A 25963-nucleotide genomic window follows, 5' to 3' on the forward strand; every position below is an offset into this window, starting at 1 on the left:
TCCGAGCAAGGCTCAGGCATCCGCCACGGAAGTGCGTTTCAGGACCCCCAGGACCCCGGTGGCCAGGCTGATGGCGACGATTCCCAGGGCCACCCCCACCGCCAGGCCGCTGTTCTCGATAAACACGTGCCGATAGAAGAGGGCGCCGGCGATGCCGCCCAGCAGCGGCCCCACCACGGGCACCCAGGCATATTTCCAGTTGCTGCCGCCCTTGCCGGCGATGGGCAACAGGTAATGGGCCAGGCGCGGCCCCAGGTCGCGGGCCGGGTTGATGGCGTAGCCGGTGGTCCCGCCCAGGGAGAGGCCGATGGCCACGATCAGCAGGCCGATGATCAACGGATTGAGGCCCTCGCTGAAGGTGTTGGCACCGATGGCCAGCACTCCCAGCACCAACACGAAGCTACCGACGATTTCGCTGATCAGGTTGGCCGGCGCATGGGCAATGGCCGGCGCGGTACAGAACACCGCCAGCTTGGCATCGACATCCTCGGTGGCTTCCCAGTGGGGGAAGTAGTGCAGCCAGACCACCAGGGCCCCCACGAAGGCACCGATCAACTGGGCGATGACATAGACAGGCACCAGGCGCCAGGGAAATTCCCCGATGGTGGCCAGGCCGATCGTGACCACCGGGTTGATATGGGCCCCGCTGAACTGCCCCACCGCATAGATGGCCATGGCGACTCCCAGCCCCCAGCCGAAGGTGATCACGATCCAGCCACTGGCCTCGGCCTTGGAGCCCTTGAGGACTACCCCGGCGACCACCCCGCCGCCGAAGATGATCAGGATCATCGTTCCGATTAGCTCACCCAGAAAGGGAGTCATCACGCTCTCCATTATCGTTTTGGTTGTCATGTCATGTCGCAGCCGACCCACTTCTCCCCGGTCGCCCCGGGGCGCCCAAGCGGAGATCGACACTCCAACAGAGGACTCTCAAACATCGACCACGAATGAAATCGAACACAGATTCATTCTCAATGTTTGTTTGCGACCACGAATCTAGCCACCCAGCCGTCGACACACAACAAAAACGCACCTTAAAGAGATACGACATTCGTCTAACCCACCCGCCTGGCGATCCGCTTCACGCCGGAGAAACCGCGGATTTACCATTGAAAATCAACGAAATAATCATACCCCCTCGTCCTCTCCCCGCTGCCGACGCAGAAACGGCTCCTCGCGAGCGCTTGATGTTCAACTGGTCTTCTTCTATTTTCGTTTTCAAACATCAGCACTTTTTGCGGATTCATAACGACAACGGAAGCACACCATGGCCTCGCAGACTCCCCTTCTCGATCTCTTCGTTATCGGTGGCGGCATCAACGGCACCGGCATCGCCAATGACGCCGCCGGTCGCGGCCTCCGGGTCGCCCTGTGCGAACAGCGTGACCTGGCCAGCGCCACCTCCTCGGCCAGCAGCAAGCTGATTCACGGCGGCCTGCGCTATCTGGAGCATCGCGAGTTTCGCCTGGTCCGCGAGGCCCTCAAGGAACGCGAGGTGCTGCTCAAGAAGGCGCCGCATATCATCTGGCCGCTGCGCTTTATCCTGCCCCACCGCCCTCACCTGCGCCCGGCCTGGATGATCCGCACCGGCCTCTTCCTCTATGACCACCTGGGCAAACGCGACAGCCTGCCCGGCTCCCGGCGCCTGCGCTTCGCCGGCCAGGGCCCCCTCAAGCCCGAGATCACCCAGGGCTTCGAGTACTCCGACTGCTGGGTCGACGACGCCCGACTGGTGGTCCTCAATGCCCTTCAGGCCAAGCAGCAAGGGGCCGAGATCCTGGTCGGTACCCGCTGCGTCCAGGCACGCCAAGTGGACGATGTCTGGGAAGTCACCCTGGAAGAGGGCGCCAGCGGGCGCCGTCAGACCCGCCGTGCCAAGGCGCTGGTCAATGCGGCGGGCCCCTGGGTGGAGGAGTTTATTCGCGAGGGTACGGAGCGGCGCTCCCGTTACGGTATCCGCATGATCCAGGGCAGCCACCTGATCGTGCCGCGGATCCACGACGACGAGCACGCCTATATCCTGCAGAACCAGGACGGCCGCATCGTCTTCGTGCTGCCCTACCAGCAGGATTTCAGCCTGATCGGCACCACCGACCGCCGCTACCGGGGCGATCCGGCCCAGGTGCGAATCAGCGATGAGGAGACCGGCTATATCCTCGCCGTGGTCAACGAGCACTTCCGCACCCAGCTGAGCCGCGACGACGTGGTCTCCTCCTATTCGGGGGTGCGCCCGCTGTGCGACGACGAGTCCACCGACCCCTCCGCCATGACCCGCGACTACACCCTCGACCTGGACACCCAGGGCCCTCCCCTGCTGTCGGTGTTCGGTGGCAAGATCACCACCTACCGCAAGCTGGCCGAGAGCGCCCTGGCCCAGTTGGCCCCCCACCTGCCCGACATGGGCCCGGCCTGGACCGCCGAAGCCCTCCTGCCCGGAGGCGATATCGGCAGCCAGGCGGCCTTCGTGGCGCGACTACTGGCCGACTATCCTTTCCTGGGTGAGGCCCGGGCGCGACGCTTCGCCGCCAGCTATGGCAGCCTGTGCCTGGAGTTCCTGCGCGATTGCCGGGGGGAGGCCGACCTCGGCGAGGACTTCGGCGCCGGCCTGAGCCGCCGCGAAGTGGACTACCTGGTGGAGCGGGAGTGGGCGCGCAGCGCCGAGGACATCCTCTGGCGGCGCACCAAGCTGGGACTGCACCTGAGCGATAGCGAACTCCAGCGCCTGGAGGCTTATCTGGCCGAGCACCTGAGCCCGGGCACCAGGCTCGGGGAGGCCGCCTCCTGATCAGCGCTAGGCCCAGCCCCGTGGACGCCGCCGCAGGCGCGACTCGGGAAGCCTACTTCTTGGATCGCCGGGGCCTTATCAGCGGCGCCTCGGCGTGCCCCTCGGCCTCGTAGTGCAGATGCGCCTCGGGGTCGATCTTCTGCCCCAGCGCCTCGGCCTCACCGGCCAGCTCGTCGTGATAGCGCGCCCAGTCCTCCCAGTCGTGGGGGGTCCCCGCCCGGGGCGGACGCTGGCCCGACTGACGGGCCCGGGACCAGGCCAGCTCCTCCAGGGTATTGGGCTTGTCCTCGTCCTTGCCGATCGCCACGCCCTTCCTGGCCAGGTATTCGCGTGCATCCATGATGACTCGCCTCCCACTCTTGATTACTCGTGACTATTAAATCATTAAAACCAATCAACTTTATCTAGCATAACGCGCCACGGATACTGCCGTTACTACGCCATGGCACCCACACCGGAGACTCACTAGATTGGAAGGGTCTCGCGCGGCGAGGTTCCAGGGCCACCCTCGTTAACGGAAGAAGGAAAGCACGATGCAAGAACGCCAGGTCGATATCGCCATTATCGGCGCCGGTACCGCCGGCCTGGGGGCCTACCGGGCCGCCAAGCAGCATGGCGGCGAGGTGGTGATGATCGAGTCCGGTCCCTATGGCACCACCTGTGCCCGGGTCGGCTGCATGCCCTCCAAGCTGCTGATCGCCGCCGCCGAGGCGGCCCATCAGGCCCGGCATACCGACCTCTTCGGCGTGCATGTGGAGGGCCGGATTCGCGTCGATGGCGAGGCCGTGATGGACCGGGTCAAGCGTGAGCGGGATCGCTTCGTTGGCTTCGTGGTCGACTCGGTGGAACGGCTGCCCGAGGCCGATCGCCTGCGCGGCCATGCCCGCTTCGTCGATCCCCATACCCTGATCGTCGATGAGCATACTCGGGTGCATGCCAAGCGCATCGTGATCGCCACCGGCTCGCGGCCCAGCTATCCGGACTTCTTCCATGCTGCCGGCGATCGCCTTGTGGTCAACGACGATCTCTTCGAGTGGAACGACCTGCCCGCGTCGGTGGCCATCTTCGGCCCCGGCGTCATCGGCCTGGAGCTGGGTCAGGCCCTGCACCGCCTGGGGGTGCGGATCCGCCTGTTCGGCGTCGGTGGCGCCCTGGGCTCGCTTCAGGACCCCGACCTGCGCGCCTACGCCGATCGTACCTTCAACCTGGAGTTCTATGTCGATCCGGACGCCAAGGTGGAAACCATCGAACGGGATGGCGAGGCGGTGGTGATCACCTTTATCGAACGCGGCAGTGGCAAGCGCCTTACCGAACGCTTCGACTACCTGCTGGCGGCCACCGGACGACGCCCCAATGTGGATCGCCTGGATATCGACCAGGCCCATCTCGCCCTGGACGAGCGCGGTATCCCCGACTTCAGCCCTCATACCCTGCAGTGCCGCAATGCCGATGGCGGCCCCAGCCATATCTTTATCGCCGGGGACGCCAACCAGCAGTTGCCGCTGCTGCACGAGGCCAGCGACGAGGGACGCATCGCCGGTGACAATGCCGGTCGCTACCCGGAGCTGCGTGCCGCCCAGCGTCGCGCACCGTTGGCCGTAGTGTTTAGCGACCCGCAGATGGCCAGCGTCGGCCTCGGCTATGCTGAACTCGAGCGACGCCACGGCGGCTGCGACTGCCTGGCCACGGGAGAAGTCTCTTTCGAGGATCAGGGCCGCTCCCGGGTCATGGGGGTCAATCGCGGCCGGATGCGGGTCTATGCCGAGCAGGGCAGCGGGCTCTTCCTCGGGGCCGAAATCTTCGGCCCCCGAGCCGAACACCTGGCTCACCTGCTGGCCTGGGCCCTGCAGCAGCGACTGACGGTGGCGCAGATGCTGGCCATGCCCTTCTATCACCCGGTGATCGAGGAGGGGCTACGCACCGCACTGCGTGACCTGAATGCCAACCTCCAACTCGGCGAGCGCATCGTCGAGCGCTGCATGGAGTGTGGCCCCGGTGACTGACCGACGGCATCGCTCGCTCTGGCCGGCCCGCGAGAGCGGGCCGGCACGACCGCAGCAAAGGAGACTCGCCATGCCCAACAAGGCGCCTACCACCGTCCGTGAGATCATGTCCCGCGACTGCTATCGGGTCCGCGGTAACGCCTCGGTGTCCAACCTTGTCGAGGGGCTGGCACTCCACCGCCTGCCTGGGGCGCCGGTCGTCGACGACCGCGATAACCTGATTGGCTTTATTTCCGAACAGGACGTGCTCGGCAAGCTGCTGGAGAGCACCTACCTCAATGACGAACCGCCCCTGATCAAGGAACTGATGCGCCACGAGGTGCTCTCGGTGACGCCCAACAAGAGCATCACCGACCTGGCCCAGGAGATGCTGGGCACCAAGCCTAAGGTCTACCCGGTGGTGGAGCAGGAACGCCTGGTGGGCATCGTCACCCGACGCGATGTGATCAATGCCATCCTGCGGATGCGCAAACGCTAGCCCCCGGACCGCCCTTCCCTTTCCCCGCCCCGGCTTCGTCCGGGGCGGTTGCTGTATGACCGACGATCGCCAGGCAAAGAAAAGCCGCCCGGGCCTAAGCACGGGCGGCAAAAGGGATCGAAACGCAAGCTCCAATGGAAACCCAGTGCGACTGCCATCGACTGAATTCATCGTGCTCGCCTTCAGTGTGACCACGGGGCAGCGAAAATTCTCCACGCCCAAGCAAACTTTCTGTCCGCACTTTCAACACTCTTGCCTGATGCGTGGCAACCCCTTGTTCCAGCGAGCTCTTTCCTCCAGATACGACAACCCCTGTCGGCAATGGCTGACAGCATTACCGAGCCTCACCTGCCACTCTGGTACTAGGGCACAGGAAGTACCACGCTTCACAGGAGGCTCAGCATGCCAGCGATTCATGTCTACCAGACCGACACTCAGCACTGGGCCATCGACTGCGCCTGCGGGGCCCGGGAAACGGCGCCTAGCCTGTCGCGCATCGGTGGCGACTTCAGCGCCCGGCGCCTGCGCCTCGACACCTATGTGCAATGTCGCTGCTGCGGTCGCGGCATTCAGGTCGCCATCGCTCGCCAGGGCCAGATCAGCCTCTCCCAGCGCTTTCCCCTGCTGACGCCCCAGGAAGGGCCCTTGGCCCACTTTATCGCCTGAGGCGAATCACGAACCTGGAGAACGCCGCCGGCCTCGGCGGCGTTCGTGCTTCTCGCCGTGGAGAACCATGAAAGATCAATCAGTTAGCGGGAAAGGCCGCAGAAAGCCCCATCGCGGCTTGCAAGCCTAAGCATTTGCTTTTACTATCATTCCGCTTCGCGGGTGTAGCTCAATGGTAGAGCAGAAGCTTCCCAAGCTTAAGACGAGGGTTCGATTCCCTTCACCCGCTCCACTATTTCCCCTCGTGTCGCTGCTTCTTCGCTCCCCCCCGGCTCGCGCAAGTTCTCGCCCAAGCGGCACGCGTCCCACGAGCGGTTGCCCATGGCGCTATTCCTGCTGATCTTTGCCGTCTGCCTGCTGATTATCGGTGGCATGGTGGCCATCCTGCTGCTCTCGCGCACGCCCCGCTACCGCACCGAGGCCGAAGACCTGCTGGCGCTGTTCGACCGCGCCCTGGAGGGCACGGTACAGGAGACCGAGTGGCAGACCATCGTCAACTACCCGATCCGCCATGATGACGCCCTGGAGGGCATCCGCCGCCGCGCCCAGCGCCTGATGGACGAGCATGGCCGCCCCTGGCAGGCCGCCCAGGGTGGCAAGCTCTTCACCCGGGAAGGCTGCGCCGAACTGGCGGCACTCCGCGAGCACCTGGCTCGCCATCAGGCACGGCGGCAGTCCCGGTAACGTCCCGTAAGGCCAAAGACTGATATAATGGCTCGCCTGCGCCGTTTACCGAAGCTCGAGGTCGCGCCATGCCCAGTGCCATCCGCCTGATCCCCCTCGACAATACCACCCGCCACCATGACCACGACTTCCACCAGATCGTGATCGGGCTGACCGGCCACGCGGAATTCGAGATCGAGGGGCTGGGCGGCTCCATCGCCCCCCTCTCAGGCTGCATCGTCCCCGCCAGCCATGTGCACTACTACGAAGGCATCGGCGACAACCGCCAGCTGATCCTCGACCTGCCCGGAGACGCGGCCCCCCTGACCGGCCACTATCATGCACTGGCCCGACTCTTCGACGCGCCGCGCTTCTTCGCCCTGGACGAGCCCCTGCGCCGCTACCTGGCCTTCGTGACCCTGGAACTGGAGCAAGCTCGCGCCCCGGTGCCGCGGCTTCAGGATGATCTGCTCACCGCCACCCTGCTGGGCTGCCTGCACGCCCGCCTGCTTCCCGAAGAGCGTCCCCAGCCCGGTCGCCCCCTGGATCTGCGCACCCTGGATCGCTTTATCGACCGCCATCTGGCCAGCCACCTGACGGTAGCCGACCTGGCCCAGGAGGCCTGCCTCAGCGAGGCGCACTTCAGCGAGCGCTTCCGCCGCCAGACCGGCCTGCCCCCCTACCAGTATCTGCTGCGCAAGCGCCTGGAGGCGGCCCATCGCCTGCTGGTCTCGAGTCGTTTGCCGCTGTCGGAGGTCGCCGCCCTCACCGGCTTCGCCAACCAGAGCGCCCTCTCCCACGCCTTTCGACGCCGCTATGGCCACCCCCCCGGCCAGCTACGGCGGATGCCTTCCCAGCGGCTCGCCGACACTCGACCAAAGTCGTAATTTTCGCGGCTTTTTGTCACAGACCCCGGCTTTTTGACAATTCCTGCCGAGAAATTGGCAAGACGCTCGCGACTCTCCCACCCTACATTCAAGCCATCCAAAAAAGGCTTCCGGGAGAGTGACATGCTCACAGCCAAGACCCTGCTCGACGCATCCACCTGGCAACAGGACCTCGATACCCTCTTCCAGCGTATCAGCGATCACTACATCGTCGACGAGGATACCTTCGTGGGTGAGCTGGTGAACTTCCTCTCCGCCAATGAGGCCGACTTCCAGCGCATCGCCGGAAAGACCGCCGAGCTGGTGCGGGAAGTGCGCGAGATGGATACCGCCGTGGATACCATCGATGAGCTGCTGCAGCAGTACAGCCTGGATACCCACGAGGGGCTGATGCTGATGTGCCTGGCCGAGGCCATGCTGCGCATCCCCGACAAGGAGACCGCCGATGCACTGATCGAGGACAAGCTGGGCCCGGCGGACTGGCAGTCCTATGTGGGGCAGAGCGATTCCTGGCTGGTCAACGCCTCCACCTGGGGCCTGCTGATGACCGGCCGGGTCGTCACCATGGACAAGCCCAGGGACGGCAAGCCCAGCGGCTTCATCAACAAGCTGGTCAACCGCATGGGCGAGCCGGTGATCCGCCGCGCCATGCGCGAGGCGATGAAGGTAATGGGCAAGCAGTTCGTCCTCGGTCGCGATATCGACGAGGCGCTGAAGCGTTCCAGGCCGCTGTTCGACAAGGGGTATACCTATTCCTACGACATGCTCGGCGAGGCCGCCCGCACCCGCAAGGATGCCCAGCGCTACTTCGACGACTACGCCCTGGCCATCGAGCGGGTCGGCAAGACCAGCCAGGCACTGAGCGACAAGACCCCGGCGCCCTCGGTCTCCATCAAGCTCTCGGCGCTGCACCCCCGCTACGAGTTCGGCCGCCGCGGCCAGGTCCTCGAGGAGCTCACCGCCACGGTCCGCGAGCTGGTCTCCCTGGCCCGGGCGCGTGACGTGGCCATCACCATCGACGCCGAGGAGGTGGATCGCCTGGAGCTGTCGCTGGAGGTGTTCCGTGCCGTCTACGAGAGCGACGCCGCCAAGGGCTGGGGGCACTTCGGCCTGGTGGTGCAGGCCTACTCCAAGCGCGCCCTGCCCGCCCTGCAGTACCTGACCCGCCTGGCCGGCCTGCAGGGCGACGAGATCCCGGTGCGCCTGGTCAAGGGGGCCTATTGGGACAGCGAGATCAAGGAGTCCCAGCAGCTCGGCGTCGATGGCTACCCGGTCTTCACCCGCAAGGCCAGCACCGACGTGGCCTATCTGGTATGCGCCAACTACCTGCTGTCGGACAACACCCGGGGACGCATCTTCCCGCAGTTCGCGACCCATAACGCCCATACCATCAGCGCCATCCTCGAACTGGCCAACGCCGCCGACCGCCGGCTGGAGTTCCAACGCCTGCACGGCATGGGCGAGGCCCTCTATGACGCCGCCCTGAGGCGCGCCCCCCAGGGCACCTACTGCCGCATCTATGCCCCGGTGGGGGCCCACAAGGACCTGCTCCCCTACCTGGTGCGCCGCCTGCTGGAAAACGGCGCCAACTCGTCATTCGTTCATCAGCTGGTGGACCCCAAGGTGCCGGTGGAGTCGCTCTGCGTGCACCCGGTGGAGACCCTGAACCAGCAGGAGCGCTACGCCAATCATCGCATCCCGCTGCCGCGGGATATCTATGGACCACAACGCAAGAACTCGCGGGGAGTCAACTTGAATATTCGCAGCCACTACCAGCCGCTCATGGACAAGATGGCGGGCTTCATGGACAAGACCTATCGCGCCAAGCCGCTGCTGGCCGTGGCGGTGGCCGACGACGCCGCCCAGACCCATGAAGTGACCTGTCCTTTCGACCGCAATCAGCGGGTGGGCAGCGTGCAGTGGACCACCCAGGAGCAGGCCGCCCAGGCCGTGGATGCCGCCTGGGCCGCCTTCCCCCGCTGGGAGGCCACCCCGGTAGCGGAGCGGGCCGCCATCATTCGCCGCCTGGGCGACCTGATGGAAGAACATATGGCGGAGTTGATGACGCTGTGCTCCCGGGAGGGTGGCAAGCTGCTCACCGACGGCGTCGACGAGATCAAGGAGGCGGTGGATTTCTGCCGCTACTACGCCATGCGCGCCGAGGAGCTGTTCGCCGAGCCCACCGCCCTGCCCGGGCCCACCGGCGAGTCCAACGAGCTGATGCTGGGTGGCAAGGGCGTCTTCGCCGCCATCAGCCCCTGGAACTTCCCGGTGGCGATCTTCTGCGGCCAGGTGGTGGCCGCCGCCGTGGCCGGCAACACCGTGCTGGCCAAGCCCGCCGAGCAGACCTCGATCGTCGCCCACCGGGTCATCGAGCTGCTGCATGAGGCCGGCATGCCCCGCGACGTGGTGCAGCTCTTGCCCGGCGACGGTCCCACCGTGGGCAGCGTGCTCAGCGGCGACCCGCGCATCACCGGGGTGGTCTTCACCGGCGGCACCGACACCGCCCAGATCATCAACCGCGCCCTGGCGGCCCGGGAAGGCGCCCCGCTGCCGACCCTGATCGCCGAGACCGGCGGCATGAACGCCATGATCGTCGACTCCACCGCGCTGCCCGAGCAGGTGGTGGCCGACGTCATCCAGTCCGCCTTCCAGAGCGCCGGACAGCGCTGCTCGGCGCTGCGCGTGCTCTACCTCCAGGACGACGTGGCCGACCGGGTCATCGAGATCCTCGAGGGCGCCATGGCCGAGCTGCGCGTGGGCGACCCCCGCGACCTGGGCACCGACGTGGGCCCGGTGATCGACGAGGACGCCCGTCGGGGGCTGATGGCGCATATCGAGACGCTCAAGGGCGAGGGCCGGCTGCTGGCCGAGACCCGCCTCGATCCCGCCCATACCGCCCACGGTACCTTCGTGGCTCCGGCGGCCTTCCAGATCGACGGCATCGAGGCCCTGGAGCGCGAACAGTTCGGGCCCATCCTGCATATCGTGCGCTACAAGGCCAGCGAGCTGGACCGGGTGATCGAGTCGATCAACGGCCGCGGCTATGGGCTGACCTTCGGCGTGCACAGCCGCAACGAATCCTTCGCCGAGGCGATCGCGCAGAAAATTCGTGTCGGCAACGTCTACGTGAACCGTAATATCATCGGCGCCGTGGTCGGGGTCCAACCCTTCGGCGGCCAGGGACTCTCCGGCACCGGCCCCAAAGCCGGCGGCCCGCACTACCTGCTGCGCTTCGCCACCGAGAAGACGCTGACCATCAATACCGCCGCCCTCGGCGGCAATGCCTCCCTGCTGGCCCTGGGGGACGAGTGAATGTCGCTCGCCATCAACAACAACAAGACTGAAGGAACTGTCTCATGGTCGAGAACAATGCCACTATCGGCTTCACCTTCGCGCGCGACCGGATCGTGATGTTCACCATCAGCGTTCTGGCCTGCATGCGTACCAACAACCTGTCGGATCTGCATCCGGCCTAATAAACTGGAGAAGTTTTTATGGCTATTGGTGTTTGGATCAGTCTTTTTGCCTACTTTGCGCTCATGATCGCCATCGGCTTGTATGCGATGCGCAAATCCACATCCACGTCGGAAGATTACATGCTGGGTGGCCGGGCTCTCAGTCCGCAAGTGGCGGCCCTGTCGGCCGGGGCTTCGGACATGAGCGGCTGGTTGCTACTGGGCTTGCCCGGGGCAATGTTCGTATCCGGCCTGGGTTCGGCCTGGATCGGTATCGGCCTGCTCGTGGGTGCGTTCTTCAACTGGACCCTGGTCGCACCACGCCTTCGCGAACAGACGGTGCACTATGGTAACGCGATAACCATTCCGGAATTCCTGGCAAACCGGTTTCCGACTCGGGCAATGTCGCTGAGAACGGTGTCCGCTATCGTCATCGTCGTCTTCTTCGCGGTTTACACGGCGTCAGGCCTGGTGGCAGGCGGCAAGCTGTTCGAGAGCGCCTTTTCCGGAGTGATCAACATTGGTGGCCTGAGCGACTACGCCGCGGGGGTCCTCATCACACTGGGCGTGGTGCTTGTCTATACCGTCATCGGCGGCTTCCTGGCCGTGAGCATGACGGACTTCGTGCAAGGCTGCATCATGATGCTGGCACTGGTGATCATGCCGGCGGTGGTGCTCTTTGGCGAAGGTGGCGGCGGTTTCTCCCAGGCGTCACAGACCCTGAATGAAGTCGACCCCACGCTACTGTCGTGGACGGAGGGACTGACATTTATTGGCTGGCTGTCTGCGGTGACCTGGGGACTGGGGTATTTCGGGCAACCGCACATCATCGTGCGTTTCATGGCCATCCGCACCCTGAAGGATGTTCCCGTTGCCCGTAACATCGGCATGAGCTGGATGCTCATCTCGCTGGTCGGGGCGATCTCTCTGGGCGTGTTCGGCCGGGCCTATGCGATCCGCAATGGCATGGATGTCCAGGATCCGGAAACGATCTTTATCATCCTGGCGGATCTGCTGTTCCATCCGCTGATCACCGGTTTCCTCTACGCTGCCCTGCTCGCGGCGATCATGAGCACCATTTCCAGCCAGCTCCTGGTGTCGTCTTCGTCGCTGACCGAGGACTTCTACCGCCTGTTCCTGCGTAAAGAGGCGACGGACAAGGAAACCGTCGGCGTCGGCCGGATCAGTGTCGTACTGGTGGGTTTGGTTGCGGCCGTCATCGCGTCAGATCCGGACTCTCAGGTCCTGGGACTGGTCAGTAACGCCTGGGCAGGCTTTGGTGCGGCCTTCGGCCCGCTCATCATCCTGTCGCTGATGTGGTCGCGCACCAACGGCGCCGGCGCCATCGCGGGCATGGTGGTGGGTGCCGTCACCGTGATGATCTGGATTTCACTGGGCTGGAACGGAGAGTTCATGGGGGGTCCCGGTGTCTACGAGATCATTCCTGGCTTTATCGCTTCGTTCATTGCCATCCTGGTGGTGAGCAGTGTGACTGCCGATGCCGGTGAATATCAGCAAATCCAGCGCTGAATGAGCGCGCATCACGCGCTCAACGTGAGGCATACGGCATCGGGCCGCCCCAGGGCGGCCCGATGCCGTTCTCGTATCAAGACCATAGCGCCAGCAGCAGCCAAAGCACCGTGAAGCTCCCCAGCAGGGGCCAGCACAGCGGCTCCCCCAGCAGGCGCCGCCCCCAGGCGCTCTTCAAACGCAGCCCTCCCCCGACCATAAAGCCCGCGCCCAGGGCCCAGGCACCCAGCGCTACCATCACCAGGCGCCATGGCCACCCCAGGGCACCGATTACCTGGGGCTGCCATAGCAGCCCCATGGCCAACAGGGCGGAGACTCCCAACGCCATCATGGAACGCCCCATGCACACCTCCTTGCGATCGCTCGTGCCCTTCCCCAGTAAAGAAGAGTCGTGGGCAGAGAGCGAATGACGCCGCGCGACAAAACCTATACAAAAATGCGACCGATCTTCACCGAGAGAAGGCCTAAATTAGGCTGAACATCCGATAAACCGCGGCAATACGCCTAATCGCGTCGATAGTTATTTTCTACCTGCAAAAAAGAACAGCGTTTCCTATACTGTTCTTGTAGAATGTTACGAGCCCTAGATGGCTCGAGATCGAAACGTAAGGAGACTCCCATGACCCTGATGCCCCGCCTTGTTACCGCAACCTTGCTCGGCGCCAGCCTGCTGGCCAGTCAGGCGGCCCTGGCTTTCGAGGCCGGCGACGTCTACGTTCGCGGCGGCGTCGCCCAGAGCGAGCCCCGTTCCAACAACGGCGACGTTGCCGGCAGCCGCCTCGATATCGATGACGCTCGCGGCTTCACCTACGGTATCGGCTATATGTTCTACGGTAACCTGGGTGTCGAGCTGAGCGGCAGCGAGAAGTTCGAGCATGATCTGACCCTGGGCAGCAGCAGCCTCGGCAGCATCGATCGCATGCCCGTCAACCTGATGCTCAACTATTACCCCATGGGCAGCCTGGACTCTCGGGTACAGCCCTATGTGGGGGCCGGTCTCAACTACACCCGCTTCTCCGGCGAGCCCGAGGGACTCGATGCCCGCCGCTCCTACGGCGCCGCGGGGCAAGTGGGTATCGACCTGGCCATCACCGACAACCTGATGCTCAATGGCTCCGTCAACTACGCCGACGTGGATACCCACATCAGCAATAGCGATGGCGAACGCCTGGGCACCGCCAAGGTCGACCCGGTGACCATCGGGGGTGGTATCACCCTGCGCTTCTAAGCCCACTCTTGCCGTTGATGCCTGCCTACGCCGAGCAAGCGGCGTAGGCTTTTTCTTACCCGAGATATCGGCATCGACGTCTCGAGGCGTGGGAGATCCCCCGTTACCCTGGGGCATCCCAATGCTCGTGGCCACCATGGCCGAACTTCAAGGAGGAACCCTATGAGCAACGCCAAGTGGCTCGCCAGCGCGCTCACCGCCACCACCCTGGCCCTCGCCGCTCAGTCCGCCCTGGCCTATAGTGCCGGCGATGTCTTCGTACGCGGCGGTTTTGCCAAGACCGACTCCCGCTCCAGCATCGACCTGGCCGATCCGGGCAACTTCCAGACCGACCTGGACATTCGCGATGGGCGTGGCTTCACCTACGGCCTGGGTTATCTGTTCCACGATAACTTCGGCATCGAGCTCTCCGGCAGCCAGCGCGTCAAGCATGACGTAGCGATCGGCACCCCGGTGGGCTTCGAAGGCAGCTTCCGTCGCCTGCCCATCAACCTGATGGCCAACTACTATCCCCTGGGCGGTCTCGATTCGCGGGTTCAGCCCTATGTGGGCGGCGGCCTCAACTACACTCGCTTCTCCGGCGAGCCCGCGGGTGTCGATATGGATGACTCCTACGGCATCGTGGGCCAGGTCGGTGTCGATCTGGCCATCACCGATAACCTGATGCTCAATGGCTCGCTGAACTATGCCGACGTGGGCAGCGATATCTCCTACCAGGGAGAAGACCTGGGCGAAGCGAAGCTGGACCCGCTGACCATCGGCGGCGGTTTCACCCTGCGTTTCTAAGCGCCACTCCATCCGCGCTCCAGCGCCGGGCCCTCGGGTCCGGCGTTGTTGTCTCCAAGTCTTGACCTGGCGATTCCCTGCCAGCACCGGCCAGGCTCGCTATTTTTGCTAGCGATTACCTATTACGAGATAATATCGACCGCCAAGCCACCTGAACGTCGAACGTTCTCTACGTAGTAGGTACCTCTCCCGTGAAAACACGCCTCTCCGGCCTCGAGCTGCTGGCGCTAGGTTTTATGACCTTCGCGCTCTTCCTCGGGGCCGGCAATATCGTCTTTCCGCCCCAGGTGGGCATCGGTGCCGGCACCGACTTCTGGCCCGCCGCCCTGGGCTTTCTGACCACCGCCGTGGGCCTGCCGCTTCTCGGCATCCTCGCCGTGGCCCGGGTCGGCGGCGGCCTCGAGACCCTGACCGCGCCCCTGCCGCGCCTGGCCGCCCTCGCCTTCGGCCTGGGCATCTACCTGGCCATTGGCCCCCTCTTCGCCCTGCCGCGTACCGGCACCGTGGCCTTCGAGATGGGCATGCGGCCCTTCGTCGCGCTCTCAGGGAGCGCCGAGCCGTCCCTGTACTCGCTGCTGCACTCGCTACTCTTCTTCGGCCTGGCCACCCTGCTGGCCCTGATGCCGGGGCGGCTGATGGATATCATCGGCAAGTGGATCACGCCACTGCTGATCCTGCTGCTGGGGCTGATCGCCCTGGCGACCCTGGTCGCCCCCCAGGGCCCCCTGGGCGAGACTCAGGCCGGCTGGCGGGCCGCCCCCTTCACCGAGGGCTTTCGCAACGGTTACCTGACCATGGATACCCTCGCCTCCCTGGTCTTCGGCATCCTGATCGTCACCGCCATCCGCGACCGCGGTATCCGCGAGCCTCGCCTGATCGCCCGCTACACCCTGGGGGCGGGTATCATCGCCGCGACCTGCCTGGCTGCCGTCTATCTGCCGCTGACCTATATGGGCGCCACCAGCCACGAGCTCGCCGCCCAGGCCGGCAGCGGCGAGTTGATTCCCGCCTATGTGGCGGCGCTGTTCGGCCCCTGGGGCCCGGTGCTGCTGGCGGCGGTCATCACCCTGGCCTGCCTGACCACCGCCGTGGGCCTGCTGAGCGCCTGCGGCGAGTACTTTCATGGGCTCTGGCCGCGGCTACCCTATCGGCTGCTGGTCATCGCCATGGGCGCCTTCGCCACCCTGGTGGCCAACCAGGGCCTGGAGACCCTGATCCGGGTCTCCATTCCGGTGCTGGTCACCCTCTACCCGCCGGCCATCGTGCTGATCCTGCTGTCGCTGATTCGTCCCTGGCTAGGCGATGCACCGCGGGTCTTCGCCTGGGCCCTGAGCCTGACCCTGGCCGCCAGCCTGCTGGACGGCCTGGTGGCCACCGAGCTGGCCGGCCTTGCGGATACCGCCCGCGCCCTGCAGCGGCACCTCCCCCTCGGCGAGACCAGCTTCGGCTGGCTGCTGCCGGCGCTGGCCGGTAGCCTGGTGGGGCTGGCCGGCGGGCGCCGTCAACGCCTCCGGGAAGCCTGAATATTCAGGAACTTGCGCTGGATCAATAACCCCGGGTGACGACCTTGTCTTGGGTCAAGATTCGCCGTCGCCCGGGCGGGTAGCCTAGTCGTCATAGGCTTTCACCGATAAAGGAGCTCCGCATGCGCACGTCCTCTTTGGCTTCCCTGCTCGCCGGCGGCCTGGCCGCCGCCACCCTGATGACCAGTACCCAGGCCCTGGCCTATGGCGCCGGCGACCTCTACACCCGCCTGGGCATCGCCAAGGTGGCTCCCAAGAGCGATAACGGCAGCCTGGTCAATGGTACGGTCGCCGCCGATGTCCAGGACGAGAACGGCTTCGCCTTCACCCTGGGTTACCGTTTCCACGACAAGCTGGGCCTGGAGCTGCTGGCGGCCCTGCCCTTCGAGCATGACGTGAACCTCAATGGCGCCAACCTGGCCTCCACCAAGCACCTGCCGCCCACCCTGACCCTGCAGTACTACCCGCTGGGCGGCACCGAGGCGCGGGTTCAGCCCTATGTGGGCGCCGGCCTCAACTACACCCACTTCTCCGACGAGTCCAGCGCCCTGGGCGACCTGAGCCTGGATGACTCCTGGGGCGCCGCCGGCCAGTTGGGGGTGGACCTGCTGATCGACGAGCACTGGGCGCTCAATGCCGCGGCCTGGTACCTGGATATCGATGCCGACGCCACCCTGGACGGCGCCGACATCGGCACCGTCAATATCGACCCCTGGGTGGTAATGGGCGGTATCAGCTTTCGCTACTAGGTTTCCTGCGCTGATCAACGCCTCGGGCCCGCCAAGATGGCGGGCCCGAGGCGTTTAGGTACAAGGAGGGTTAACGGGGGCTATGCCGCGATAGCCCCAGCTGTCCCAGGGTGACCTCGTCCAGGTCGGCCACCGCTTCCACCCGCGCCAGCTCGGCATGGTAGTCCCGGCTCAGGAAGGGCTCGCCGGCCAGCAGGTGCTCGAGATACTCGCGAGCCGGTCGCAGTCGCTCGGCGGTGGTCCCCGGGGCGGCCAGATAGACCCAGGCCTCGCGGGGCCCCTCCAGGGTATGGATCGGCAGGCGCCGGCGCTGATATTCGTGGGGATAGCCTTCGAAGGGATCCATGGCCTCGATCTGGGTGGGCGCCAGCAGCTCGAAGAGGGCCCCCTCCACACGCCCCTCGGGGGCCGCCACCACATTGGCATGGGCGATGCCCGGCACCCGGGAGGCCTTGTCGAAGGCCAGCCGGTAGCCGTGCAACACTCCTGCCAGGGCGCGCCGGGTCGCCCCGATCCGCGCCGCCACCCGGGCCGCGTCCATGTTGCTGCCATAGGCAAAATAGTAGGGCATTCAGTCGGCCTCGTTGATCACCCGATCCACTTCCTCGATGGCCTTGACCACCAGCAGCAGGTTACTGGCCCTGACGCCGCTCTGCTTGAGGTAGACCTCGGCGGCGGGAGCCACTTCGCAGTTGGTCGGCAAGGCCCCTTCGGCCTCCACCAAGGCGGAGAGCCGGGCGATAAACACATAGCGCAGCCACTGGGGCAGCTCCATGGTGTCGACGCAGAAGGGCTGCTGGCTGTCGAAGGCCGAGGCGGGGGGGCGGCTCGCCGACCACAGGTCGGCGGCCTTGAGGGTCGCCTCGAGGCGTTCCAGGGCGTGATCGAGCTCCTGATGAACCGTCATGATGACTCCGGTCTTAGGCTAGATCCCCATTATCCCAGCCATGGCTGCTGCTGACCATGATCAGGGCAAGGCGGCCTGCTGGGCGGCCAGTATCTTGCGCAGGAACTCCCGGGTGCGCGGGTCCCGCGGCTCGCTGAACAGCTGGGCCGGGGGCCCCTGCTCGACGATGCGCCCGCCTTCCATAAAGATCACCCGATCCGCCACGTCGCGGGCAAAGCCCATCTCGTGGCTGACCACCAGCATGGTCTGGCGCTCGGCGGCCAGTTGCTTCATCAGTCCCAGCACCTCTTCCACCCACTCCGGGTCGAGGGCCGAGGTGGGTTCGTCGAAGAGGATCACCTCGGCCTGGGCGGCCATGGCGCGGCCGATCCCCACCCGCTGCTGCTGGCCCCCGGAAAGGGAGGCGGGGTAGGCATCGGCCTTGTCCGCCAGGCCGATGCGCTCGAGGATCTCCCGGGCCCGGGCATGGGCCCTGGCCCTGGGCCAGCGGTTGACCACGATCAGTCCCTCGGCGATGTTCTCCAGGGCGGTCTTGTTGGCGAACAGCGCATAGTTCTGGAACACGAAGGCGGTACAACGGCGCAGAGCCAGGATCTCCCGGCGGCTGACCTTCTGGGTATCGAGGCGCAGGTCCCCCACCTCCAGGTAACCCGCATCCGGGCGCTCCAGGAAGTTGAGGCAGCGCAGCAGGGTCGACTTGCCGGTGCCCGAGGGCCCGATCACCACGATGATCTCGCCCTGCTGGATCTCCAGGTCGATGGCGTCCAGCACCAGGCTGTCGCCGAAGCGCTTGGTGAGTCCCTGTACTCGGATCATCGCTGATAGGCCTCGTTGAGTCGCGCCTCGAGCCGTCGCTGCAGCCAGGCCAGGAGTTCGACGATGCCCCAGTAGAGCAGCGCCACGGTGATAAAGGCCTCGAAATAGAGGAAACTCCCCGCCGCTTCCTTCTGGGTGGCCCCCATCAGTTCGGTGACCCCCAGGGTAAAGGCCAGGGAGGTGGCCTTGATCATGTCGATGAAGTAATTCATCAGGGTGGGCACCGCCACCCGGGTCGCCTGGGGCAGCACGATGCGCCGCATCAGTTGCCCCCGGGTCATGCCGATGGCCAGGGCCGCCTCGGTCTGGCTGCGATCGACGCCGACGATGGCGGCGCGGATCGACTCCGCCATATAGGCGGCGAAGTGCAGGGTCAGGCCCATGATGGCGGCGGTGACGCCGTTGATCTGGGTCAGGGCACTGAAGAGCTGCGGCAGGCCGTAGTAGAAGAGGAACAGCTGCACCAGCAGCGGCGTGCCGCGAAAGAAGGAGATAAACAGCAGGGTCGCGCCGTTCAGTCCCGGAATCCTCAGCACCCGTACCACCGCCAGGGCACAGGCCAGCACCAGCGCCAAGACCATGCCGAGGGCCGCCATCTGCAGGGTCAGGGGCAGGTAGCGCAACAGGATCGGCAGCAGCTCGGTCATGTAACCGACATCGAGAATGGCCATGGGGCCCTCCGCTCAGAGTCGGGTGATATCGGTACCGAACCAGCGCTCGGAGATCTCCGCCAGGCGCCCCTGCTCGCGCAGCGTCGCCAGGGCCGCATCGACCCGCTCGCGCCACTCGCGACCCGCCGGATCATCGCGGAACGGCAGGGCATTGCGAATCTCGGAGAAGGGCTGGCCGGCCAGCTGCAGCGGCAGCGGCGTCTCCTGGATCACCTGGCTGGCGCTGACCCGATCCATGACGAAGGCATCCACCCGCCCCAGGGCGGTGTCCTGCTCGATATTGCTCTCGTAGGTGCGGATATCGATCTCGTCGGCATAGGGCAGCTCGCGCAGCAGTTGCTCGTAGTTGGACCCCAGGTTGACCGCCACCCGTTTGCCGCGCAGGTCTTCGACGCCGCTCACCTCGTCGTTGCCACGGCGCGTCACCACCTGGGCGCCATCGTAGACATAGGGTTCGGTAAACAGGTACTTGGCTTCCCGCTCTTCGGTGATGGTGATCTGGTTGGCGATGGTATCGATACGCCCCGACTCCAGCATGCCGAACAGGCCGGAGAAGTTGGCGGTGACGAAATTCACCTCCACCTCGAGCACCTCGCCCACGGCCTCCATGACGTCCACCTCGAAGCCCTGGAGGACATCCTGGCGCACGAAGGTAAAGGGGAAATAGCCCCCGGACATGCCGACGCGGAGTTCATCGGTGCTTTCCTGGGCCTGGACCAGGCCGGTGGTGGCCAGGCCGGCGGCGAGCAGGGTGGCGAGGGAGAGAGAACGCAACATGAGTTTCTCCTAGCAATAAAATAACTTTAAGGAATAAAAATTATAATAGGTTATTAACCATAGAAAAATGTCTGGTGCATCCGCGTGACGCGACGCCCTCGCAAGAAACCCACAGAAGCCTTGAATCAGGCTGTGGATAACCCCTGGACAAGGCGCCGATACCGAGCCGTCATGGTGCCTCGAACGGGATGATTATTTCTTGATCATCGACACCAGGCATCGAGGGCATCATTTCCTCCGCCGCCGCGGCTGACAAGGCGCCCTCCCCGCGGTACAGTGCGCGACTCGAGACGGGGGAGGAGCCGAGATGACGCCGATTCACAGCCTGCATGATTTCTTCGCGCGCAGCGGCGCCGAGGTGCGCCTCTATCATCTGGGGCGCCGGGTCACCCCCCTGGCGATGGAGGAGCTGGCCCGCTTCGAGGCCCTGGAGCTGCCCTGGGCGGAGCCCTGGCAGGGTCAGGCGCGACTGGCCTGCGTCTTCACCCTCGGCGATGCACCGGACCCGCTGATCTGGTTCCTGGCCCTGCCCCTGGACGAGCGGGGCCTGCTCTCGCCGGCCCCCAGGGACGCCTTTATCCAGCGCCTGCTGGAGACCCTGGGGCGTAACGTGCGGCGCCTCGGCGAGGCCCGCGACGACGCCGACCACCTGATGCGCGACAACCCCCTGGCCTTTACCCCTTCCCTGCCCTTCCAGGCACTGCTGCATGCCCGGGCCAGCCACGACCTGGATCGTCCCGCCAGCCAGCACCTGGAGCTGGCCGAAGCCTATCTGGGCGGCGACCAGGACGAGCACTGGCAATCCCTGGGCCTGCAGGGTCTGGCGGACTTCGCGGTACGCCACGACGGCGACCAGGCCCGGCGCCTGGCATCGCGCCTGGCCTCCCTGCCGGTGGAGGTCTTGCGTCCCTTGTGCCAGTGTCTAGAGCATGTGGAGATTGCCGCGGGCCTGGCCGACGCCCTGCGCCGGCGCGGTGAGCAGGCCGCCGACGAAGGCGACCTCGAGACCCTGTGCGCCTGTGTCCGCGCCCAGAGCCGGGGCCCGGCGACCCAGGTGGCGGCCTGGTACGATGCCCTGCTGGCGGACCCCAATGCCTGCGGCCCGGACCTGCTGGCGGCCATGGCGGCCAGGGGCTGGGAGGCGCTGGAGGATGGCGAGCGCCTGCCGCGATTCCTGAACCGGCTGGCGGAGGCTCCCCAGGCCGATTTTACCGCCCTGGCCCGAGACCTGGCGCTGATTCCCCGGCTACGCCTACCGGTGCTGATGACCCTGCGCCAGGCACCGCCGGAGTCGGCGATCGCCGCCCACCTGAGCGGCCTGAGGCCCCCCCATTGAGACAGGAGCCGGTCATGAAAGCGCTACCCTATGCGGTCAAGGCGGTCATCGGTCGCCGCGAGATGGTGACCCTGCCCGAGCTGGGACTCGGCTTCTGCTGCAAGATCGATACCGGGGCCCGCACCTCCTCGCTGCATGCCGAGGATATCGAGTCCTTCGAGGAGGACGGCCACGTCTGGGTCAGCTTCACCACCCGGGCCGGCGGCCCCTCGAGCCCGGCGCACCCCTTCAAGCTGCACCTCCATGATCGCCGCCAGGTGACCAGTTCCAACGGCCAGGCCGAGTGGCGCTATGTGATCCGCACTCCCATGCGCCTGGGCGAGCTGGAGTTTCCCGTCCAGCTGACCCTGGCCAATCGCGCCAATATGCGCCACCCCATGCTGCTGGGACGACGCGCCATGCGTGGCCTGCTGGTCGCCCCGGATGCCACTTTCCTCCACGGTGAGCCCTGAGGGGCACGGAGATCCTCGATGCATATCGCCCTGCTGTCGCGTAACCGCAATCTCTACTCCACGCGTCGCCTGGTGGAAGCGGCCGAACAACGCGGCCACACGGCCCGGGTGGTGGACACCCTGCGCTGCTATATGAATATCGCGTCGCACCGCCCGTCGATTCACTACAAGGGCGAGGAGATCGAGCCCTTCGATGCGGTGATTCCACGCATCGGCGCCTCGGTGACCTTCTATGGTTGTGCGGTGCTGCGCCAGTTCGAGATGATGGGCACCTATGTACTCAATGACTCGGTGGCCATCACCCGCTCCCGGGACAAGCTGCGCTCCCTGCAGCTGCTCTCCCGCAAGGGGCTGGGCCTGCCGATCACCGGCTTCGCCCACTCGCCGGACGATATCCCCGACCTGATCACCATGGTCAAGGGCGCCCCCCTGGTGATCAAGCTGCTGGAGGGCACCCAGGGCATCGGCGTGGTATTGGCGGAGACCAACCAGGCCGCCGAGTCGGTGATTCAGGCCTTTATGGGCATGAAGACCAATATCATGGTCCAGGAGTACATCAAGGAGGCCAAGGGGGCCGATATCCGCTGCCTGGTGATCGGCGACAAGGTGGTGGCCTCCATGAAGCGCCAGGCCGCCGAGGGGGAGTTCCGTTCCAACCTGCACCGCGGTGGCACCGCCAGCGTGATCCGCATCACCCCGGAGGAGCGCTCCACGGCGATTCGTGCCGCCAAGGCCATGGGACTTCGGGTGGCGGGGGTCGACCTGCTACGCTCCAACCATGGGCCGGTGATCATGGAGGTCAACTCCTCGCCGGGGCTACAGGGGATCGAGTCGGCTACCGGCAAGGACATCGCCGGGCTAGTCATCGAGCACCTGGAGAAACATGCCGCGCCGGCGCGCAAGGCACCGCCCAAGCCCAAGGGATGATCGACAGGCGTTAAAAGTAGCGATTTGTTTCTTTATCTCAAGGCTACGGGGCGGTGGCCGATACCAAAGGTGCATAAAGCGTAAAATATTATCCTCGGGGGGTAGAAAAACAGTGTTTCCCCCCGCACAATCTGCGTCACCGGAGGAGGTGACTGCTCATGTTTCTCGATAATCGCCAGGTGGCGATGGACAGCGTGCTGGAAGCGCTGGCCGATAGTCTCGACTACTTCCAGGACAACCTCGAGCGCCTGCGCCCGACCCTGCGCGACAAACTCAAGCCCCACTATGAGCAGCGCCACACGGACCTCGACGAGCTGCGCGAGATGGCCCGCAAGCACCTGCGCATCCTGCCGCGGGACGCCGATGTGGAACGGGACGACTACCTGTGGCTATGGAGTCGCCTGAAGAGTTTCGTGGGCAATGACTGTCAGGTGCTGATCAATGAGCTGCTGGAGCAGGAGCGCGGCCTGATGCAGTCCCTGGCGACCCTCTATACCCACCCCCTGCCGGATGCCATCGAGCCGCTGATCGAGCGCTGCCTCAAGGGCTGCCGCGCGCTGATCCGCGAACTCTACCGGCTACAGAAGCAGCGCCGCTAGGCGGCAAGCCCCGTACGCACAGGCCCGCCGATCATGGCGGGCCTGTTGTTTGGGACGACGCTCACTGGCCATGCCTTCCCTCTACCTTCTTCCCCTCGCTTACTCCTCCCTCCCCTGCGGCGTCACCGGCAGCGGCTCCAGGGGGCTCAGCAAACTAGAGAGCGGCTCCCTCCCCCTCGGTCGACTCTTCTCCCTGCGGCGTCACCGGCAGGGGCTCCAGGGGACCTAAAAAGTAAGGCTCTCGTCCCCACACATAAAGATCCCCCAGGGTCCGGGCCCGGGCCAGCCACTCCCGTAGCTGCAGACGCCAGAGCCCTGCCACCGGCTCCGCCGGTGTCGCGCAGCCCTGCACCTCCAGTCCCAGGGCATCGGCAATAAACAGCGCCCGGGGCAGGTGCCAGGCCTGGGTGACCAACACTGCCCGCTCGACGCCGAAGACATCCCGGGCCCGAACCAGGGTGTCGTAGGTGCTGAAGCCGGCGAAATCCATGGTCATGACCTCGCTGGGCACATGGCGGGCGTTCAGGTCCTGCCACATGGCCTGGGGCTCATTATAGAAACGGGTGCGGTTGTCACCGGAGAGCAGCAGATGCTCGACCCGCTGCAGGCGCACCAGGCGGGCGGCGGCACTCATGCGCGCCTCGAAGTGGGGGTTGCGCCCACCGCCGCGGGCCCAATGCGTGGTACCGAAGACGATGCCCACCGGGGCCGCCGCGCAGAGCGGCAGCTGATGCTCGATACGCGCCTGGGTCCTGCCCAGCATCCAAGCGTTGGCCCCCAGGAACAGCAAAAACGCCAGCAGGCTCCCGCCTGCCAGCGCTATCAGACTGCTCCTGAGAAGGGTGATCGCCCACCGCCGCATGGCCGCTCCTAGAACATGCCAAGTTCCAGCTTGGCCTCGTCGCTCATCATCTCACGACTCCAGGGGGGATCGAAGACGATATCCACATGCACCTGGCTGATCTGCGGCGCGCCGAGGATCTTGTTGCGGGCATCCGCGGCGATCACATCGCCCATGCCGCAGCCCGGGGCGGTCAGGGTCATGCGGATGGTGACGATCCGCTCGCCGCTGATCAGTCGCTCGATACGGCAGCCGTAGACCAGCCCCAACTCGACGATATCGACCGGGATCTCCGGGTCGAAGCAGGTACGCAGCTGCTCCCAGACGAAGGCCTCGATCTGCTCGTCCGTGGCGTCCTCGGGCAGGGTCGGCCGCGGCAGGGCCTCGAGGCCCAGGGCATCCAGGTTGGCGCCCTCCACCAGGTAGAGGCGTCCCTCATGGGCCACGCTCACCGAGCTGCCCTTGGCCTGCATCACCGAGACGACGCTGTCCTCGGGCAGGGTGATGGTCTTGCCGAAGGGGATGGAGATCACCGCCACATCGCGCTGCAGCGGCAGCTCCTGCCCCCTGTGCAAGCCCTCCAGTTGTTCCATCGCCGACATCTCCCGCTCCTTTGACGTTCGCTTAGCGCACCATGCCGATCACCCGCTCCAGGGCGGCCACGAAGGTATCCACCTCGTCGAGGGTGTTGTAGGCGGCGAAGGAGGCGCGACAGGTGGCATCGACGCCGAACTGGGCCAGCAGCGGCTGGGCGCAGTGGTGGCCGGTGCGGATCGCCACCCCCAGTTGATCGATCAGCAGGCCGATGTCCTGGGCATGGGCGCCCTCCACCACGAAGGAGAGCACCCCGGCCTTGTCCGGGGCGGTGCCCAGGAGGCGCAGGCCGTCGATACGCGACACCCCCTGAGTGGCCCGGGCCAGCAGTTGCGCTTCCCAGGCGCCGATGGCGTCGAGGCCGGTGGCCGTGACCCAGTCCAGGGCCGCACCCAGGGCCACGCCCTCGGCGATGGCCGGGGTGCCGGCCTCGAACTTGTGGGGCACCGGGGCATAGGTGGTGCCGGCCTCGAAGGAGACGGTGGCGATCATCTCGCCGCCTCCCTGCCAGGGACGCATGGCCTCGAGCAACTCGAGGCGTCCGTAGAGGACGCCGATGCCGGTGGGGCCATACACCTTGTGGCCGGAGAAGGCGTAGAAGTCGGCGCCGAGGGCCTGGACATCCACCACCTGATGGGGCGTCGCCTGGGCGCCGTCCACCAGGATCAGGGCACCGTGACGATGGGCTTCCTCGGCCAGCTCGCGCACCGGGTTGATGGTGCCGAAGGCGTTGGAGACATGAGTCACCGCCACCAGCTTGGTGCGCTCGCTGAACAGGGCCCGGTAGGCGGCGAGATCCAGCACGCCGCGCTCGTCCACCGGGATCACTCTGATAACGATGCCGAGCTCCTCGGCCAGCAGCTGCCAGGGGACGATATTGGAGTGGTGCTCCATCCGCGACACCAGCACCTCGTCGCCGGCACGCAGGTGGGCCCGACCCCAGCCGTTGACCACCAGGTTGATGGCCTCGGTGGTGCCCCGGGTAAAGACGATCTCGCGGCGGTCGGCGGCGCCCAGGAAGTCGCGCACCTTGTCGCGGCTGCCCTCGAAGGCGGCGGTGGCCTCGTCGGCCAGGGTATGCAGGCCGCGGTGGATATTGGCGTTGAGCCGCCGGTAGTAGTCGTCCAGGCAGTCGATGACCTGGATCGGCGTCTGGCTGGTGGCGGCGTTATCCAGATAGATCAGCGGCTTGCCGTGGACTTCCCGGTCGAGGATCGGGAAGTCGCGGCGCACCCGGGCCACATCCAGCGCGGTTGCCTCGGCGGGCGCGGCGAGATCGCTCATGAC

At 65.6% G+C, this 25963-nt stretch carries 27 protein-coding genes and 1 tRNA gene; 17 read left to right on the forward strand and 11 right to left on the reverse strand.

The features are described from left to right. Positions 1-12 precede the first annotated feature (12 nt). On the reverse strand, positions 13-822 hold the full coding sequence (locus ACZ5EF_RS14225) for an MIP/aquaporin family protein (RefSeq protein ID WP_346061258.1): 810 nt from the start codon (positions 820-822) through the stop codon (positions 13-15). Positions 823-1267: 445 nt separating this feature from the next. On the opposite strand from ACZ5EF_RS14225, the gene glpD reads away from it, so the two are divergent. Then, entirely contained in the window at positions 1268-2785 is a 1518-nt protein-coding gene (glpD, locus tag ACZ5EF_RS14230; RefSeq protein WP_346061257.1) for a glycerol-3-phosphate dehydrogenase, read from the forward strand. A gap of 52 nt (positions 2786-2837) precedes the next feature. Here the strand turns inward: glpD and ACZ5EF_RS14235 are convergent, their stop codons facing one another. Then, positions 2838-3125, reverse strand: a complete 288-nt coding sequence (locus ACZ5EF_RS14235) for a hypothetical protein (RefSeq protein ID WP_346061256.1) — start codon at positions 3123-3125, stop codon at positions 2838-2840. Between the two features lie 193 nt (positions 3126-3318). Here ACZ5EF_RS14235 and ACZ5EF_RS14240 point away from each other — a divergent pair, with 193 nt between their 5' ends. From ACZ5EF_RS14240 to putP, 8 genes are all read left to right on the forward strand, one after another. Next, positions 3319-4788, forward strand: coding sequence for a dihydrolipoyl dehydrogenase (locus ACZ5EF_RS14240; protein WP_346061255.1), 1470 nt, complete (start codon positions 3319-3321; stop codon positions 4786-4788). A gap of 70 nt (positions 4789-4858) precedes the next feature. Continuing rightward, positions 4859-5266 (forward strand): CBS domain-containing protein, encoded by a 408-nt coding sequence (locus ACZ5EF_RS14245; RefSeq protein WP_346061254.1) that lies wholly within the window; start codon positions 4859-4861, stop codon positions 5264-5266. A gap of 402 nt (positions 5267-5668) precedes the next feature. Further along, positions 5669-5932, forward strand: coding sequence for a hypothetical protein (locus ACZ5EF_RS14250; RefSeq protein ID WP_346061253.1), 264 nt, complete (start codon positions 5669-5671; stop codon positions 5930-5932). Between the two features lie 158 nt (positions 5933-6090). Next, positions 6091-6164, forward strand: a tRNA-Gly gene (locus ACZ5EF_RS14255). Positions 6165-6253: 89 nt separating this feature from the next. Then, positions 6254-6616 (forward strand): hypothetical protein, encoded by a 363-nt coding sequence (locus ACZ5EF_RS14260; protein WP_346061252.1) that lies wholly within the window; start codon positions 6254-6256, stop codon positions 6614-6616. Between the two features lie 68 nt (positions 6617-6684). Further along, complete coding sequence (locus ACZ5EF_RS14265) at positions 6685-7482, forward strand: AraC family transcriptional regulator (RefSeq protein WP_346061251.1); 798 nt, start codon at positions 6685-6687, stop codon at positions 7480-7482. A gap of 123 nt (positions 7483-7605) precedes the next feature. Further along, positions 7606-10797: a bifunctional proline dehydrogenase/L-glutamate gamma-semialdehyde dehydrogenase PutA gene (gene putA, locus ACZ5EF_RS14270; RefSeq protein ID WP_346061250.1), complete on the forward strand. Its 3192-nt coding sequence runs from the start codon at positions 7606-7608 to the stop codon at positions 10795-10797. 182 nt (positions 10798-10979) lie between these two features. Then, positions 10980-12470 carry a sodium/proline symporter PutP gene (gene putP, locus ACZ5EF_RS14275; RefSeq protein WP_346061249.1) on the forward strand — a complete coding sequence of 497 codons (1491 nt, stop codon included), beginning with the start codon at positions 10980-10982 and terminating at the stop codon, positions 12468-12470. Between the two features lie 76 nt (positions 12471-12546). Here the strand turns inward: putP and ACZ5EF_RS14280 are convergent, their stop codons facing one another. Then, a complete protein-coding gene (locus ACZ5EF_RS14280) occupies positions 12547-12813 on the reverse strand; it encodes a hypothetical protein (protein ID WP_346061248.1) in 267 nt (88 codons plus the stop codon). A 276-nt stretch (positions 12814-13089) separates the two neighbouring features. On the opposite strand from ACZ5EF_RS14280, the gene ACZ5EF_RS14285 reads away from it, so the two are divergent. From ACZ5EF_RS14285 to ACZ5EF_RS14300, 4 genes are all read left to right on the forward strand, one after another. Beyond that, entirely contained in the window at positions 13090-13698 is a 609-nt protein-coding gene (locus ACZ5EF_RS14285; protein ID WP_346061247.1) for an OmpW/AlkL family protein, read from the forward strand. Positions 13699-13860: 162 nt separating this feature from the next. Then, entirely contained in the window at positions 13861-14484 is a 624-nt protein-coding gene (locus ACZ5EF_RS14290; protein ID WP_346061246.1) for an OmpW/AlkL family protein, read from the forward strand. A gap of 191 nt (positions 14485-14675) precedes the next feature. Beyond that, a complete protein-coding gene (brnQ, locus tag ACZ5EF_RS14295; RefSeq protein ID WP_346061245.1) occupies positions 14676-16007 on the forward strand; it encodes a branched-chain amino acid transport system II carrier protein in 1332 nt (443 codons plus the stop codon). Between the two features lie 122 nt (positions 16008-16129). Further along, entirely contained in the window at positions 16130-16756 is a 627-nt protein-coding gene (locus ACZ5EF_RS14300) for an OmpW/AlkL family protein (protein WP_346061244.1), read from the forward strand. Between the two features lie 70 nt (positions 16757-16826). Here the strand turns inward: ACZ5EF_RS14300 and ACZ5EF_RS14305 are convergent, their stop codons facing one another. From ACZ5EF_RS14305 to ACZ5EF_RS14325, 5 genes are read right to left on the reverse strand one after another with little or no spacing between them, the layout of a single operon-like run. Continuing rightward, positions 16827-17327, reverse strand: coding sequence for a gamma-glutamylcyclotransferase family protein (locus tag ACZ5EF_RS14305; RefSeq protein ID WP_346061243.1), 501 nt, complete (start codon positions 17325-17327; stop codon positions 16827-16829). Then, the gene (locus tag ACZ5EF_RS14310) at positions 17328-17663 is read right to left on the reverse strand and encodes a YqcC family protein (protein ID WP_346061242.1); all 336 of its coding nucleotides are present in this window, start codon (positions 17661-17663) and stop codon (positions 17328-17330) included. A 60-nt stretch (positions 17664-17723) separates the two neighbouring features. Continuing rightward, a complete protein-coding gene (locus ACZ5EF_RS14315) occupies positions 17724-18479 on the reverse strand; it encodes an amino acid ABC transporter ATP-binding protein (protein ID WP_346061241.1) in 756 nt (251 codons plus the stop codon). Then, entirely contained in the window at positions 18476-19150 is a 675-nt protein-coding gene (locus ACZ5EF_RS14320) for an amino acid ABC transporter permease (protein ID WP_346061240.1), read from the reverse strand. The genes ACZ5EF_RS14315 and ACZ5EF_RS14320 overlap by 4 nt, the downstream gene beginning before the upstream one ends. A gap of 12 nt (positions 19151-19162) precedes the next feature. Then, on the reverse strand, positions 19163-19927 hold the full coding sequence (locus ACZ5EF_RS14325) for an amino acid ABC transporter substrate-binding protein (RefSeq protein ID WP_346061239.1): 765 nt from the start codon (positions 19925-19927) through the stop codon (positions 19163-19165). A gap of 307 nt (positions 19928-20234) precedes the next feature. On the opposite strand from ACZ5EF_RS14325, the gene ACZ5EF_RS14330 reads away from it, so the two are divergent. From ACZ5EF_RS14330 to ACZ5EF_RS14345, 4 genes are all read left to right on the forward strand, one after another. Next, on the forward strand, positions 20235-21263 hold the full coding sequence (locus tag ACZ5EF_RS14330; protein ID WP_346061238.1) for a DUF3549 family protein: 1029 nt from the start codon (positions 20235-20237) through the stop codon (positions 21261-21263). Positions 21264-21277: 14 nt separating this feature from the next. Continuing rightward, positions 21278-21715 carry an ATP-dependent zinc protease family protein gene (locus tag ACZ5EF_RS14335; protein WP_346061237.1) on the forward strand — a complete coding sequence of 146 codons (438 nt, stop codon included), beginning with the start codon at positions 21278-21280 and terminating at the stop codon, positions 21713-21715. A gap of 18 nt (positions 21716-21733) precedes the next feature. Continuing rightward, on the forward strand, positions 21734-22642 hold the full coding sequence (rimK, locus tag ACZ5EF_RS14340; protein ID WP_346061236.1) for a 30S ribosomal protein S6--L-glutamate ligase: 909 nt from the start codon (positions 21734-21736) through the stop codon (positions 22640-22642). Positions 22643-22800: 158 nt separating this feature from the next. Beyond that, positions 22801-23241 (forward strand): hypothetical protein, encoded by a 441-nt coding sequence (locus tag ACZ5EF_RS14345; RefSeq protein ID WP_346061235.1) that lies wholly within the window; start codon positions 22801-22803, stop codon positions 23239-23241. 154 nt (positions 23242-23395) lie between these two features. Here the strand turns inward: ACZ5EF_RS14345 and ACZ5EF_RS14350 are convergent, their stop codons facing one another. From ACZ5EF_RS14350 to ACZ5EF_RS14360, 3 genes are read right to left on the reverse strand one after another with little or no spacing between them, the layout of a single operon-like run. Further along, positions 23396-24103 carry a SanA/YdcF family protein gene (locus ACZ5EF_RS14350; protein WP_346061234.1) on the reverse strand — a complete coding sequence of 236 codons (708 nt, stop codon included), beginning with the start codon at positions 24101-24103 and terminating at the stop codon, positions 23396-23398. Between the two features lie 8 nt (positions 24104-24111). Then, positions 24112-24675: a putative Fe-S cluster assembly protein SufT gene (gene sufT / locus ACZ5EF_RS14355; RefSeq protein ID WP_379730165.1), complete on the reverse strand. Its 564-nt coding sequence runs from the start codon at positions 24673-24675 to the stop codon at positions 24112-24114. A 31-nt stretch (positions 24676-24706) separates the two neighbouring features. Continuing rightward, positions 24707-25960 (reverse strand): cysteine desulfurase, encoded by a 1254-nt coding sequence (locus ACZ5EF_RS14360; protein ID WP_346061232.1) that lies wholly within the window; start codon positions 25958-25960, stop codon positions 24707-24709. Positions 25961-25963: the final 3 nt, after the last annotated feature.

It is taken from the genome of Bisbaumannia salifodinae, from assembly GCF_055388505.1.